Below are 14,957 nucleotides of genomic sequence, written 5' to 3'. Positions count from 1 at the left end.
CCCAGCCTCACCGCTCACCGTCTTCGTCGGTTCGATGAGGTATGTGTTTGCCCCGGGCCGCGACGTGGTCGTGGCGTACGGCGACCGGTGCGACGTCCCGCTGGACCGCCTCGGCTTCGCCGCCCCACCGCCGCCGATTCCGCAGCCCGATGTGCTCCTCCGGTTTGCCGGAACGCGCTGGGTTGCCATCGATAGGAGTCGCGGCGGCATCTTCGTCGACGGGGCTCGGGTTCCGGCCGTCGATATCCGCGACGGCCAGGCGATCGCGCTCGGGGATCCCCAGCACGGGCCACGACTGGTTTTCCGGCTTGGCTCGCCGGCCGCCCCACCGGGGCCGCCGCCCGGCCCGCCGGGCCCGCTGGGGCCGCCGCAACGCGCGCCATATCCGCCGCCTATGCAGCCACCGCCGACCCCGCCGCCGCCTCCCATGCCGCGGTCGCCGATGCCACCCCCACCGACCCCGCCGCCGCCCGGTCCACCGGGCCCACTGGGGCCACCGCCCGGCCCACCGCCCGGACCCCCGCCGCAGATCCCGACCCAGCGGGAAACGCAGCGAATGCGGATCACGCCATCGCGACAGCCGACGGTCGAGCGCCCCATCCCACCGCCGCCACCGCCGGCTGGACCGGTCGGGCCGCCACCACCCCCGGTCGCGCCACCGCCCCCGGTGGCTCCGCTCCCAGCACCACCCGCACGGCCAGCGCCGCAGCCACCCCCGCCGCCGCCGTCACACCCACCGCCGCCAGCACCTCCGCCCGCTCTACCGCCGCCGCCGGTAGAGCAACCCATCGCGCCGGAGGAACAGCCCAAAGGCCGCGGCCTGATCGAGCGGATGAGCGACGCGACACGAAAGCTGCGGGCCAGCCGCCCCGCCACCGGGCCCGTCCCCACCGAAGATCCGAGCACGACTTATCGGTTGCCACTCGACGCCGCCGCCCGCACGGTCGGCGTCAACGCCTATCGGCTGGGCCTGAGCGCCGACGGGCACGACCTGCTCACGGACGTGTCGTTTGCGGCGCGTCCGGGCACGCTGACCGCGGTCGTCGGGCCGTCGACCGCCCGCAATTCGGCGCTGCTGGGGATGCTCGCCGGCACCCGGGCACCCAGCACCGGACAAATCACCGTCGACAGCCACGACGTGTACGCCGAACCCGAGGCCATGCGCACCCGCATCGGGATCGTCGGGCGCGACGAACGAATTCACCGGCGGCTGACCGTCGAACGGGTGCTGCGCTACGCCGCCGAGCTGCGGCTGCCGCCCGACACCCCGCGTGAGCATCGCGACCGGGTGGTCGACCAGGTGCTCGAAGAGCTCGAGCTGACGCCACACCGCACCACCCGGATCGGCAAGCTCTCGCCCGAGCTGCGCCGCTGCGCGTCGGTGGCGGTCGAACTGATCACCCGGCCGAGCCTGCTGGTGGTCAACGAACCGAGCGTCGGGCTGGATCCGGCGCAAGAAGATCACGTGATGGCGGTGCTGAGACGTCAGGCCGACCTCGGCTGCGTCGTCGTGGTGGCAACCACATCGTTGAGCCACCTCACTACCTGCGACCAGGTTCTGCTGCTGACGGCCGCGGGAACGACGGCCTTCGCCGGACCACCCGCGCAGATCGAGTCCGCAATGGGTAGCGCCGACTGGTCCGACGTCCTCGCAAAGATAGGTTCCGATCCCGACGGTGCCCACCGCGCCTATTCCGCACGGCAACAGGCACACGGTCCGACGGAACCACCCGAGGTCGCGGCACCCTGGCCGCCGCTGCGATCGCCCACGCTGACCCGGCAAGCCTGGTTGGTGGCGCGTCGGCAGGCGCGGCTGCTGGTCGCCGACCCCCTCTTCACCTTGTTCTTGGTGGCGCTGCCGTTCGCGCTGGCAGCGTTGACCCTGCTGATTCCCGGTGACTCCGGCCTGGGCCGCCCCGGCGCAACGAGCCGCAACCTGCATGAAGCCGTCGAGATCCTGGCCGCACTCAACATCGCGGCCGTACTCCTGGGCACCGCGCTGACCATTCGCGAACTGGTTGGCGAGCGGCGCGTCTTCCGGCGCGAGCAAGCCGTCGGGCTTTCAACGACCGCTTATCTGGCGGCCAAGATCGTCTTTTCCAGCGTGGCCGCGGCCTCCCTGGCGGCCATCCTGTTCGCCATCGTCATCGCCGAGAAAGGCCGGCCGGTGCGCGGCGCCGTCTTGCTGCAGAATGCCACCGTCGAGCTGTATGTCAGCGTGGCGCTGACGGCCATCGTTTCGGCGATCGTGGGCCTGGCGCTGTCGACGCTGGGCAAGTCCCTGCGCGAAGTTCTGCCCCTGGTCGTGCCGGTGATCCTGGCTTCGGCGCTGTTTGCCGGAGGCCTGATCACACTGGTGGGCACCTGGGGCTACGACCAGATCTCGTGGTTCGTCCCGGCCCAGTGGGGCTTCGCGGCATCCGCCTCGACCGTCGACCTACATCGGGTCGACACGCAGGCCGCCGACATCTTGATGTGGACGCACTATGCGGGTTGGTGGATATTCGACGTCCTCATGCTCGCCAGCTTCGGCGCGGTGTGGGCCGGGTTCGCCCGGTACCGGCTGCGGCCACCGGCACGCGAAATCCGCCCGCGGCAGCTACATCGCGAACAGCAGGAACTGAGTGACACCCCTGGGTGAGAAGTCGTTGTCGCTGACAAACACCACCGATTGACGACCATCGGCCAATTTCGGTCCCAGTGTGATGCCTTCGACGTTGCCCAGCGGCGACAGGCCCGGTGTGGTGGTCATGTCGACGGCCAACGATTTGACCATCGGCGTCAGCAGGACGTTCGTCATCGACGGCATGTCCAATACGTTTGTGGCAGAAGCGATCTCGGCGCGGTAGACGCGGATCGTCTGCGGTAGGGAATCGGTCCGCTCGATCACCAGAAACGTCGTATCCGTCAGCGCCACCAGATCCGAGACACCGTTCTCGTCGGCCGGTGGGGTGGGTGGCTCCATCGGATAGGCGTGCTGCGCGGTGGGCATTCCGGTGGCGACGTCGAATTTGGTGAACCGGGTCAGCACGCGGTGCCCGTCGCCGGTCTCGGGCCCGTCGTTGTAACCCGGATCCTCCATCGACGCGAACACCGATCGGCCGTCGGGCGTCAACGTCACCCCCTCCAGCGCCCGGTTGCGCCGCGGTCCGGTCTTCTGGGCGGACATGGCCAGATTGGCCGGCAGGGTGAACTGGCCCTGATAGGCGCCGTCGAGTCCCGCGGTCCTGACCCACGGGTCCAGCAGCACCGGGCCCTCGGTCAGCCGCTCGCCTTCCGAACTCCAATACAACCGTTGCCGGACCCGGTCGAAGGCGATGCCCTCCGGGTCGGGAGGAACCACCGGCGGCGTGGTGTTCAGCGTCAGCGGCCGAAACGGCACCCCCGCCCGGTCCAGCAGCGGATGGGTGTCGTTGAAGGTGACCCCGTCAATTCCCTTGTCCGACAACGATAATTTCACGGTGTAGAACCGGACAGGGTTTCTCTCCGAGCGGTCGTCGCTGATCACGTAATAGAGCTGGCGCTGCGGGTCGTAGCTGAGTGCGGACAAGCCGCCGATCACCGTGTCCGCGAAGGTGGTGCCGAACGCGACCTGCGCCTGACCGAGATACGCCAGCACCGGCCGCGGCGTGTTCGACGGAGCCGCAGGGCGCGCCGCATCGCAACCGGCGAGCAACCAGGCAAGACATAACCCACATAGCGCCAACAACCGGACCGGCATCAAATGACTGCCGCCACGAGCAGGCCGAGCAGGTAGGTGGCGGCGACGGCGACGGCGCCGAACATCAGCTGCCGGCCCGCCGCCCACCACACCGGTTTGCGCGTATAGCGAGCGGTCAGGCCCCCTGCGATCAGCAGGCCGACCGCGCCGCACGCCAATCCGATTGGCAATGACCCATATCCGAGTAGGTAAGGCATCAGGGGAATGACCGCACCGATCGCGAACATGAAGAAGGACGCGAGTGCGGCCACCCACGGCGAGGGCTTCTCCGCCGGGTCCAGGCCGATCTCCTGGACGAGGTGGAAGCCGACGGCGCGCTTCTCGTCACGATGGATCTCGTCGGTGGCGATCTGCGCCGTTTTCTCGCTCATACCGATCTCGACGAGCATGTCGACAAGTTCGGCGCGCTCGGCGTCCGGGCGGTTACGGATGGCGCGGTGCTCGATGTGCACCTCGGAGTCGATCTGCTCGTTGGCCGTGGTCACCGACGAGTACTCGCCGAGTGCCATCGAGAACGCGCCGGCCAGCAAACCGGCAATACCACTGACCAACGTGGTGTGCGCACTTTCGCCGGCGGCCACACCGGCGATCAGGGCGCTGTTGCTGACCAGTCCATCCATCGCGCCGAAGGTGGCCGCACGAAGCCAGCCTCCGCTGACATCGGGATGGGTGTGTCCGACGTCGTACGCCGGGTTCCGGGACGGGGTGTCGGGCTGGGACATGACGCCATCTAAACGTGATGTGGGCCGTGCCGGGAAGATCCACGCCACAGGATCGACACCCGCGGGTTGTTCCCGCGGGAAGAGCGGCAGGTTACCGTCGGGTATGGCCCCAGACGCGACGAACACTGCCGAACAGCTACGCAACGCCTTGGACGGGCGTTGGCGCGACGTGAAGAACCGGATGCGGGCCGCGATGAGCGAGGACCTGTTCCGCCCGCACTACACACCGAACACGGTGATCGCGCGCACCAAGGTCGCCGAGCAGATGCGGATCATGGCCGCGTTCGGCGCCGCGGCCGACTCGTTCCGCAAGGAACACGGCGGCACCGGCGACGTCGGTGCGGCGGTCACGATGATCGAGATGCTGGCGATGTCGGATCTGTCGCTGATGGTGAAGGCCGGAGTTCAGTGGGGGCTGTTCGGCGGCGCCGTGGAGAACCTGGGCACCGAGCGCCACCACGAGACCTACGTGCCCAAGATCATCAGCCTCGAGTTGCGTGGTTGTTTCGCGATGACCGAAACCGGCCACGGCAGCGACGTCCAGTCGCTGGAGACCACCGCGACTTACGACCCCGAGACTGAAGAGTTCGTCATCCACTCCGAGACCCCGTCGGCGCGCAAGGACTACATCGGGGGCGCTGCCGAAACCGCAACCATGGCATCGGTTTTCGCGCAACTGATCACCACCGAAGACGGCAAGCCGGTCAACCACGGCGTGCACTGTGTCTTGGTCCCGATCCGCGATGCCGACGGCAACGACCTGCCTGGGGTGACAACGTCGGACTGCGACTACAAGGGCGGTCTGCCCGGTGTGGACAACGGCCGCATCATGTTCGACCACGTCCGGGTGCCGCGGGAAAACCTGTTGAACAAGTACGGCGACGTCGCGGCCGACGGCACCTACACCTCGCCGATCGACAACCCGAACCGACGGTTCTTCACCATGCTCGGCACGCTGATCCGCGGCCGGATCACCGTGGGCGGCAGCGCGGGCTCCGCCGCCCGCGTCGCGTTGGACATCGCCACTCGATATGCATTGCAGCGCAGGCAATTCAGCGCACCCGACGACGACGCACATGAAGTACTGATCATGGACTACCTGGTGCATCAGCGGCGGCTGTTCCCCTTGATCGCCAAGTCGTATGCGCTGCAGTTCGCGCAGAACGAGCTGGTGGCCAAATGTCACGACCTGCAGACGTCGGACTTCCCCGATGCCGAGGAACAGCGCGAGCTGGAATCGCGTGCCGCCGGCCTGAAAGCGGCCAACACCTGGCATGCCAGCCGCGCCATTCAGGAGGCCCGGGAAGCGTGCGGCGGCGCGGGCTACATGGCCGAAAACCGCTTGATCGCACTGCGCGCCGACACCGACGTGTTCACCACGTTCGAGGGCGACAACCACGTGCTGACCCAGTTGGTGGCCAAGGAGCTGCTGACCGCCTACGCCGACGACATCAAGAGCATGAGCCCGGTCGAATGGGTGCGGTTTGCGGCCAACACCGTCGGCGAGCGGGTGCTGAAACGCACTGCGGCCGAGGCGATTATGCAAAGGATCGTCGACGCCCGCCAGGACAGCGAAGAAGAGGGCAGCCTGTTCAACCGGGGCACGCAGGTCAACATGTTCGAAGCCCGCGAGGAGTATCTGCTGTCGTCGGTCGCCCGGCGGCTACAGGGCAAGGCCAAGGAGATGTCGGCGTTCGACGCATTCAACGCCGTGCAGGACCACGTGCTGCACACCGCGAACGCACACATCGACCGGATCGTGCTGGAAGCATTCGTCGCCGGCATCGACGCCTGCGAAAACACGGAAGCCCGTGAGCTTTTGGAGATCCTCTGCGACCTGTACGCGCTGTCGGTGATCGAGGACGACAAGGCCTGGTACATCGAGCACGGCTACCTGTCCAGCGGGCGGGCCAAGGCGGTCACCCGCGGGATCAACGATCGGTGCCGGGCCCTTCGCCCGCATGCCGAGACACTGGTCGAGGGCTTCGGTATCCCGGAGCCGCTGCGCTACGCCGAGATGCTGCACCCGGAGAACCTGCCCGACGCCGACTGAACCCGAATCGCTGTCGGCTCAACCGGCTTCGACCGCACCGGCAACGCTATTGTTCGCGGGCGCACTCAGCGGGCGGCGCACGTACCTGACCCAGGTCAGCAGTGCGGCAGCGATGTAAACGGACAGGAAGATCCAGAATGCCGACGTCATCGTGCCGGTGCTGACATAGGACTGCCGCAACGCCACGTTGATCCCGACACCGCCCAACGACCCGGCGCCGGCGACGACGCCGATGACAATGCCCGAAATCACCCGTGACCACTGCCGCTGGTCGGTCTCGCTGATATCCAGATTCTGGCTGCACGTTTCGAAAATCGTCGGGATCATCTTGTAGACCGAACCATTGCCCAACCCGGCCAAGGTGAACAAGGCGATGAAGCAGGCCACGTAACCAGCCATCGCCGAGCCGCTGACCGGACCCGCGTGCGGATCCTCGATGGTGCCGACGGTGATCAGCATTCCGGCCGACAGACCCATGCTGACGAATACCGCGCACGTGACGCGCCCGCCGCCGAGCCGGTCGGCGAGCCGCCCGCCGTAGATGCGGGACAGCGCGGCGAGCAGCGGTCCGATGAAGGCCAGTTCGGCGGCGTGCAGCGAGGCCTGGGAGGTGGTTTGCCCGCCGGCCACGAAACTGGTCTGCAGCACCTGGGCGAACGCGAACGAGAACCCGATGAACGACCCGAAGGTGCCGAGGTAGAGCAGCGAGAGCAGCCAGGTGTCGCGGGTGGAAACCACCACCGACAGGATCGCTCGCAGCCGGCCCGGCTGCACTCGGTGCTGGGCGACGTTGTTCATGAAGAACGCGGCACCGAAACCCGCGGTCGTCAGCAAGACCAGATACAGGCCGCACACCCAGTACGGCTGCCGGTCGCCCGCGGCGGCGATGACCACCAGCCCGACGATCTGCATCATCGGCACCCCGAGATTGCCGATCCCGCCGGCGATCCCCAGCGCCGCGCCCTTGAGCCGGTGCGGGTAGAACGAGTTGGCGTTGCTTGCCGAAGCCGCGAAATTACCGCCTCCCATGCCGGACAGGGCGGCGCACACCAGGTACGGCCACAACGGCAGACCCGGATGAGCAAGCAGGACCATCGCGCCGATGACCGGCACCACCAGCACAAACGCCGAGAACATGGCCAAGTTACGGCCGCCGAAGATCGCGGTTGCCACGGCATATGTCGGCCGCAGGCATGCCCCGACCAGGGTGGCGGTAATACCGAGCAGCAGTTTGTCGCCGGCGGAAAAGCCGTAGATTTCCCTGGGCATGAACAGTGCCATCACCGGCCAGAGCGCCCATATCGCGTAGCCCAGGTGCACGATGACGGCCGACCAGAACAGGTTGTTTCGGGCGATCGTCTTGCCGCCCGCTTCCCAGGCCTCCAGATCTTCTGCGTCCCAATGAGAGAGATGACGTGACCTACCCACTCGCTTGACCGTTCGAACTGGACGCATCGTCGCGTTCAGGCACTGTAATCCCTTCGATACCAAGACCGAATCTCGCGGAATATCGGAACATGATGTGCGGTAAACCTATTGGTGCGGAATCTTGCCGAGTGCTTGCAACGTGCCGTCCGGCCCGATGTGGAACTTAACGGTGCCGATTCCCTTGGGACAACAGGGCTCTTCGTGCCCGGTCTGCCATTGGTACTGAACCGTGACCGCATCGTCGCCGCCGGGCAGCACCGTGATGTACGGCTTGGGGTTTGGCGTCGGTGTGCCCAGCGACCGGTTGTGGTCGAAGAACACCAGCTGCTGGGGAGTCGTCTCGCTGGCGATGGTCGGGATAATCTGCACCCAGTACAGCCGGCAATTCTTCGTGTGCCCGCGTCCGATCTCCACCCAGCTCGAGCCGGAAACCTCGACGGGAATCGAGGCGATCGCCTGGCGCACGGTCTCGGCGCTCGGCCCGTCGGACTCCTTGCACGTGTCCGCCCGCGACGCCGACGGTGCCGTTGGCTTTCCGCCGCAAGACGCGGCCAACAAAGCCAGAAAAATCACAATGTGACGACGCACTTTGTGAGCTTAGCGAAAACTGTGAATGTCCCATTTGTTTGGTCCGAAAGCCCGTTCTGGCAGCGAATTCCCAAGGGCCCGCGGGTAATCTGACATCAAGCCGCAGATCAATGCTGACCTGCGGTTACGCACTCGGCCGCGGGCTTTCCACACACCTCACAAATGCGTTCGGATCCGGTGAGATCAAGCCGTAAAACGGCGGAAACATCGGACGCCCGGTGCCGAAACATCCATGTCGCACGATTTACCGCTATAGACCCTTGCGCGCTCGGAAGGAGGGACGTAGGCGTGGCTGCAGAGCACGGTCAGGACACCGTGAACAGCATGTGCGCCTACTGCGGTGTCGGCTGCGGCATGGTGTTGCAGATCACAACCGATCCGGGCAGCGACCGCCGTCACGTTGCGAAATCTGTTGGAAGCAAAAGCCACCCGGCCAACTTCGGCCGTCTGTGCACCAAGGGCACGACCACCGCGGACATGCTGGCCGCACCGGGCCGGATGGATTCGGCCTATTGGCGCGCCGACCGCGGCGAATCCCCCGCGCCGGTCGCCATCGACACCGCGATCACCCAGTCCGCCAAGCAGTTGCGGGCCATCATCGACGAACACGGCCCGGATGCCTTCGCCCTGTACGTGTCTGGCCAGATGTCGCTGGAAGCGCAGTACCTCGCGAACAAGCTGACCAAGGGGTTCATCGGCACCAACCAGATCGAATCGAACTCCCGGCTGTGCATGGCCAGCGCGGGGTCCGGCTACAAGCTGTCGCTGGGCGCCGACGGGCCGCCCGGTTCCTATCAGGACTTCGAGGAGGCCGACGTCTTCTTCGTCATCGGCGCCAATATGGCCGATTGCCATCCGATTCTGTTCCTGCGGATGATGGACCGCGTCAAGGCCGGCGCCAAGCTGATCGTCGTCGACCCGCGCCGCACCGCAACCGCGGAAAAGGCCGACCTCTTCCTGCAGATCTCCTCCGGCGCAGACCTCGCCCTGCTGAACGGGCTGCTGCACCTGATCGTCGAAAACGGCCACACCGACCCCGAATTCATCGCCGAATTCACCGAGGGCTGGGACGAGATGCCGAGTTTCCTCGAGCACTTCACGCCGGACAAGGTCAGCAAGACCACGGGCATCCCCGCGGAGGACATCCGTACCGCGGCACGCTGGATCGGCGAGGCCGAGAACTTCGTGACCTGCTGGACGATGGGCCTCAACCAGAGCACCCACGGCACTTGGAACACCAACGCGATCTGCAACCTGCACCTGGCAACCGGCGCGATCTGCAAGCCGGGCAGCGGCCCGTTCTCGCTGACCGGGCAGCCCAATGCGATGGGCGGGCGCGAAATGGGTTACATGGGGCCGGGTCTGCCGGGCCAGCGCGCGGTGACGTCAGCGGCCGACCGCGACTTCGTCGAGGACCAGTGGGGCATCCCGCGCGGATCGTTGCGCAGCGAGGTCGGCACCGGCACCGTCGACATGTTCTCCCGCATGGCCACCGGGGAGATCAAGGCCTGCTGGATCATCTGCACCAATCCCGTTGCCAGCGTTGCCAATCGGAAGACGGTGCTGGCGGGTCTGGAGCGCGCCGAGCTGGTGATCGCCCAAGACGCCTTCTTCGAGACCGAGACCAACGGCTACGCCGACGTGTTGCTGCCCGCCGCCTTGTGGACCGAATCCGAAGGCGTGATGATCAACTCCGAGCGCAACATGACGCTATTCCAGCCGGCGGTCGAAGCTCCCGGTCAAGCGATGCCGGACTGGCAGATCATCGCCCGAATCGCTTGCGAGATGGGCTTTTCGGATTCCTTCAGTTATGACTCCGCCGAGGACGTGTTCGAGGAGATCAAGCGATTCTGGAATCCCAAGACGGGCTACGACTTGCGTGGCGCGAGCTACGACCGGCTGCGACAGACCCCGCTGCAGTGGCCCTGCCCGCCCGATGGCGCCGATGACCGCAACCCGATTCGCTACCTCAACGACGGCGTCAGCCAGACTCAGTTGGTCCGGGAGGACGGCACCGTGCCGCGGTTGGCCTTCGCCACCGCGAATGGCCGGGCGATGTTCTTCGCCCGCCCGCACCTGTCGCCCGACGAGATGCCGGACGATGACTACCCGTTCCTGCTCAACACCGGGCGTCTGCCGCACCAATGGCACACGATGACCAAGACCGGCAAGGTCGCCAAGCTTAACAAACTCAACTCGGGACCGTTCGTCGAAATCCATCCTGTCGACGCCGCACGACTCGAGATCGCCGATGGCGATCGGGTCGAAATCGCCTCGCGCCGTGGCCGAGCCGTGCTGCCTGCCGTGGTCACAGACCGGGTGCGGCTGGGCGACTGCTTTGCGCCCTTCCACTGGAACGACGTCTTCGGCGAATACTTGTCGATCAACGCGGTCACCAACGACGCCGTGGATCCGGTGTCCTTCCAGCCCGAGTTCAAGGCGTGCGCGGTCACCGTCGCCAAGATCGCCGCCGCCACATCGGATTTCGACACCGAGCCCGAGCCTTCGGTGGCCACCGAAGACCCCAATACTCTGGAGGCCACCGAAATCAGCGTGTCACGCGTTGACGCTCTCGCCGAAATCCTTGGTGTGGCAAACGAACCGGCACCTGCGCTTGGTCCGCTCGGCCGCACCTACTTGGCCGGAGTGCTGGCCGGATTGCGCACGGAAGCCGGCCGCCGCACGGCCGGGGTGCCTACCCTGCCACTGAACGCCCCATTCGACACCAACACCCGGTTGTGGGTGGACGGTCTGCTCGCGGGCATGTTCGCGCGTGCCGAGGCACCCGCGTCAACGCCGGCCTTCATGCCACTCGCCCCCGCCAACCAGACACCGGGCGACCCGCCGAATAGCCCGGTAGCCGAAGCCGATCCAAAGCAGGCCCCGATTGTGGTGTTGTGGGCCTCGCAGACCGGCAACGCCGAGGAACTCGCCGCCGCATTCGCTGCCCAGCTCGGGGAAGCCGCGCTGTCGGTCGCGCTGCACAGCATGGATGACTTCCCGGTGGCCGAGTTGGCCACGACGCGAGAACTGTTGGTGATCACCAGCACCACCGGCGACGGCGAGGCGCCGGACAACGGCGCCGGACTCTGGCGGGCGCTAACCGGTGACGGCGCACCGCAGCTCTCCGGCACCCGCTACGCCGTCTTGGCTCTCGGCGACTCCAACTACAACGACTTCTGCGGCTATGGGCGCAAGCTCGATGAGCGGCTGGCGGAGCTGGGCGCGACCCGCATCGTCAACCGCATCGACTGCGAGCCCGACTACGAGGAGGCCGCCGCCGGGTGGATGGGCGGGGTCATCGAGGAGCTCAGGCGCACCCCCACCCGCGTCGGCGCACCGGCATCGGCCCCCGCGTGCGCCCCTCGTCCCGCAACTCGCCCCCAGGCGCCTGCCTACAACAAGAAACGCCCGCTGGTCACCGGCATGATCAGCAACACCACCCTCAGCGGACCGAACTCCGCAAAAGACGTGCGGCAGATCGTCTTCGACCTTTCCGACGAGGCCGCCGGCTATGAAGCGGGCGACGCGCTCGGGGTGTGGCCACGCAACAGCGATCAGCTGGTCGACGAATGGCTGGCGGTCACCGGGCTGGACGGGCAGACCCCGGTCGAGGTCGGTGAGCATGGCCTGATGTCGCTGCGTTCCGCGCTCACCGAGCGCATCGAGATCGCCCACATCAGTCGGGACGTAGTGCGCTTCGTGCAGGAACGCACCGGCGAACCGAAACTCGCAGAGCTGCTGCGGCCGGAAAATAAAGCGGCCCTGAATAATTGGACATGGGGCCGCCAGTCCGTCGATCTGCTGGCGCAGCTACCGGTTTACGCATCGGCCCACGAGTGGCTCAGGGTCCTCAAACGCCTGCAACCGCGGCTTTACTCGATCTCATCGAGCCCCAAAGAGTGCCCGGGGGAAGCCCACCTGACCGTCTCGCCGGTGCGCTACAACTACCAGGGCATCCCGCGCCGCGGGGTGTGTTCGACCTACCTTGCCGACCGCTCCCCCGGTGATCGAGTCGCTGTCTACCTGCAGCCGTCGAGCAATTTCCGCCCGCCGAGTCAGTCGGACACGCCGATGATCATGATCGGCCCCGGGACCGGTATCGCGCCGTTCCGCGGCTTCCTGCAGGAGCGCCGCGCGCTCGGCCACACCGGGCCCAATTGGCTGTTCTTCGGCGAGCAGCACGCCGAGACCGACTACTACTACCGCGACGAGATTGAGAAGATGCACGCCGACGGGCTGCTCACCGAGCTGGACCTGGCGTTCTCCCGCGATCAGCAGGAGAAGGTCTACGTCCAGCACCTGATGCGCAAGCGTGGCGCTCAGTTGTGGAGCTGGTTGCAGGACGGCGCACAGCTATATGTCTGCGGCAGTGCCGACCCGATGGCCAAAGACGTCGATCGCGCGCTGTGCGAGATCGCGGCCGAGCACGGCAACCTCGACCTCGACGCGGCGGAAACCTACGTCCAGTCGCTCAGCGCTGATAAGCGCTACCACCGCGACGTCTACTAGAACCCGTAATACGGCGGAAACGTCGGCCATCCGCGGCTGAAACATCGGTATCGCACCATGTGCTCAACAACTTGGTGCGTATTCGATGAAGGGGTGCCCGTATGGCGACTGACGATCACCCAGCTGACCAGGCATTGCCGGGGGGCCTAGTCGCGTGGGCGGGACTACCCATCGACCTGGATTTCGCGTTCTCCCAGGCACAGCGCGACAAGGTTTACGAGCAGCACCTGGTCCGGAAGCGCTGGTGCTCGCTGCGCGCGCAAGTGAGCAGCGGCGACGCCGCGCCTGTTGAACCGGATGCGGGCCAAGACCCCGCCGAGTGGCTGAGCGACGGTCGACGCCAGGCCGGATAGCGCCCTGTTCGCCCTCGATATCTGCTGAACAAATGGCGGATACCGTGCTGCCGCGATTGTCAATGTGGCAGCCGGCGGCAATTGTCAGCTCGGCGCACGCCCACCGGCCGACAAGTAGCGTCGAGCAAACACCACCTCCATGGATGGGCGCTAAACGTGTTGGACGTATCGATCATCGAAACCTCCGGGTTGGGCGACCGCAGCTACCTGGTGAGCGACGGTGAGGTGGCGGTCGTCATCGACCCGCAGCGCGACATCGATCGGGTGCTGGAGCTGACGGGCGAGCTGCGGATCACGCATGTGCTCGAGACCCACATCCACAATGACTACGTCACCGGCGGGCTGGCGCTTTCCGCCGCGACCGGGGCCGAATATGTTCTTCCCGCCGGAGAACACGTCGAATTCACCTGCCGCGCCGTCGGCGATGGCGACCACATCGACAGCGGTGCAATACATTTGGAAGTGCTGCTCACACCTGGCCACACCCAGCATCACATCAGCTACGTACTCCGCGACGACTCCGGCGACACCGTTGGCGTATTCACCGGAGGGTCGATGCTGTTCGGCAGCACCGGACGAACCGACCTACTCGGCGAGGAGCACACCGAGGAATTGACTCGGCTGCAATACCATTCGGTCCGGCGCCTTGCCGACGAGCTGCCCGCGTCGACACCGGTCTACCCCACCCACGGGTTCGGCAGCTTCTGCTCGGCCGCGCCCACCGACGGCGACGACTCCACCATCGGAGACCAACGCCGCAAAAACCCCGCGTTGACCCAAGGTGAGCAGGATTACGTCGACGAACTTCTCGCCGGTCTGTCGGCGTTCCCCGCCTACTACGCGCACATGGGTGTGATCAACCGGAGCGGCCCCACGGCTTCGGATCTGTCGGCGCCCGCACCGGTCGACCCGAGCGAGCTTCGCAGGCGGATCGACGCCGGCGAATGGGTCGTCGACCTACGCAACCGAACCGCGTTTGCGGCCGGACATCTTTCTGGCACATACGGATTCGAGCTGTCCGGTCCTTTCGTCAACTATCTCGGCTGGCTCTACACCTGGGGCGCACCGCTGACCCTGATCGGCGAAGACACCAAGCAGATCGCCGACGCGCAACGTCAGCTTTCCCGCATCGGCGTCGAACGCCTCACCGGCGGCGCCAGCGGCGACATCAGCGACCTGGCCGATGGTGACAAGCTGCGCGGCTACCGGGTGGCCGACTTCGGCGAACTTGCCGCGGTGCTTGGAGATGACGGCGTGCGCGTGCTCGATGTCCGCCAGCGCCACGAGTTCGACGCCGGCCATGTGCGCGGCGCGGTCAACGTAGCAGTGCACGAAGTGCCGGAACGGCTCGACGAGATCCCCGCCGACCATGAGCTGTGGATCCATTGCGCCAGCGGCTATCGCGCGTCGGTCGCCGCCGCGCTGCTCGATCGGCACGATCGCCGCGTCGTGCTGGTCGACGACGCCTACGACAACGCCGAAAAGTTAGAGATCACCACGCCGGACACCGGACCAAAAAATTCACATTGAACAAAAACTCGTAGCACTGCTCCGGCTCGGGTAGTGCTAAGTCACACCGA

9 protein-coding genes are annotated in these 14,957 nt (G+C 66.3%); 5 read left to right on the top strand and 4 right to left on the bottom strand.

Features of this window, described 5'->3' with window-relative positions; all coding sequences use genetic code 11:
- Positions 1 to 34 precede the first annotated feature (34 nt).
- Positions 35 to 2,641, top strand: coding sequence for an ATP-binding cassette domain-containing protein (locus LMQ14_RS09530; protein ID WP_267735429.1), 2,607 nt, complete (start codon positions 35 to 37; stop codon positions 2,639 to 2,641).
- Here LMQ14_RS09530 and LMQ14_RS09525 read toward each other — a convergent pair.
- A complete protein-coding gene (locus LMQ14_RS09525; protein WP_267734497.1) occupies positions 2,600 to 3,721 on the bottom strand; it encodes an esterase-like activity of phytase family protein in 1,122 nt (373 codons plus the stop codon). The two genes, LMQ14_RS09530 and LMQ14_RS09525, sit on opposite strands and share 42 nt — an antisense overlap.
- Complete coding sequence (locus LMQ14_RS09520) at positions 3,721 to 4,443, bottom strand: VIT1/CCC1 transporter family protein (protein WP_267734496.1); 723 nt, start codon at positions 4,441 to 4,443, stop codon at positions 3,721 to 3,723. Before LMQ14_RS09520 ends, LMQ14_RS09525 begins: the two co-directional genes overlap by 1 nt.
- Positions 4,444 to 4,546: 103 nt before the next feature.
- Here LMQ14_RS09520 and LMQ14_RS09515 point away from each other — a divergent pair, with 103 nt between their 5' ends.
- A complete protein-coding gene (locus LMQ14_RS09515) occupies positions 4,547 to 6,496 on the top strand; it encodes an acyl-CoA dehydrogenase (RefSeq protein ID WP_267734495.1) in 1,950 nt (649 codons plus the stop codon).
- Positions 6,497 to 6,514: 18 nt separating this feature from the next.
- On the opposite strand, the gene LMQ14_RS09510 is transcribed toward LMQ14_RS09515, so the two are convergent.
- Positions 6,515 to 7,951 carry a nitrate/nitrite transporter gene (locus LMQ14_RS09510; protein ID WP_267734494.1) on the bottom strand — a complete coding sequence of 479 codons (1,437 nt, stop codon included), beginning with the start codon at positions 7,949 to 7,951 and terminating at the stop codon, positions 6,515 to 6,517.
- 78 nt (positions 7,952 to 8,029) lie between these two features.
- Positions 8,030 to 8,497, bottom strand: coding sequence for an LppP/LprE family lipoprotein (locus tag LMQ14_RS09505; protein ID WP_267735428.1), 468 nt, complete (start codon positions 8,495 to 8,497; stop codon positions 8,030 to 8,032).
- A 339-nt stretch (positions 8,498 to 8,836) separates the two neighbouring features.
- On the opposite strand from LMQ14_RS09505, the gene LMQ14_RS09500 reads away from it, so the two are divergent.
- The 3 genes from LMQ14_RS09500 (at position 8,837) to LMQ14_RS09490 (ending at position 14,907) form a co-directional block, all read left to right on the top strand.
- Positions 8,837 to 13,024, top strand: a complete 4,188-nt coding sequence (locus tag LMQ14_RS09500; protein WP_267735427.1) for a bifunctional nitrate reductase/sulfite reductase flavoprotein subunit alpha — start codon at positions 8,837 to 8,839, stop codon at positions 13,022 to 13,024.
- Positions 13,025 to 13,125: 101 nt separating this feature from the next.
- On the top strand, positions 13,126 to 13,377 hold the full coding sequence (locus tag LMQ14_RS09495) for a hypothetical protein (protein WP_267734493.1): 252 nt from the start codon (positions 13,126 to 13,128) through the stop codon (positions 13,375 to 13,377).
- Positions 13,378 to 13,536: 159 nt separating this feature from the next.
- Positions 13,537 to 14,907 (top strand): MBL fold metallo-hydrolase, encoded by a 1,371-nt coding sequence (locus LMQ14_RS09490; RefSeq protein ID WP_267735426.1) that lies wholly within the window; start codon positions 13,537 to 13,539, stop codon positions 14,905 to 14,907.
- Positions 14,908 to 14,957 lie beyond the last annotated feature (50 nt).

It is taken from the genome of Mycobacterium sp. Aquia_213, assembly GCF_026625985.1.
Taxonomy (GTDB): Bacteria; Actinomycetota; Actinomycetes; order Mycobacteriales; family Mycobacteriaceae; genus Mycobacterium.
Note: the sequence above shows the minus strand (reverse complement) of the source record. Positions and strands in the feature narration are given on the sequence as shown.

Coding starts and splice junctions, on each gene's coding strand:
- LMQ14_RS09515 (WP_267734495.1), top strand. CDS start 4,547: ATGGCCCCAGACGCGACGAACACTGCCGAACAGCTACGCAACGCCTTG.
- LMQ14_RS09525 (WP_267734497.1), bottom strand. CDS start 3,721: ATGCCGGTCCGGTTGTTGGCGCTATGTGGGTTATGTCTTGCCTGGTTG.
- LMQ14_RS09495 (WP_267734493.1), top strand. CDS start 13,126: ATGGCGACTGACGATCACCCAGCTGACCAGGCATTGCCGGGGGGCCTA.
- LMQ14_RS09530 (WP_267735429.1), top strand. CDS start 35: ATGAGGTATGTGTTTGCCCCGGGCCGCGACGTGGTCGTGGCGTACGGC.
- LMQ14_RS09510 (WP_267734494.1), bottom strand. CDS start 7,951: ATGCGTCCAGTTCGAACGGTCAAGCGAGTGGGTAGGTCACGTCATCTC.
- LMQ14_RS09520 (WP_267734496.1), bottom strand. CDS start 4,443: ATGTCCCAGCCCGACACCCCGTCCCGGAACCCGGCGTACGACGTCGGA.
- LMQ14_RS09500 (WP_267735427.1), top strand. CDS start 8,837: ATGTGCGCCTACTGCGGTGTCGGCTGCGGCATGGTGTTGCAGATCACA.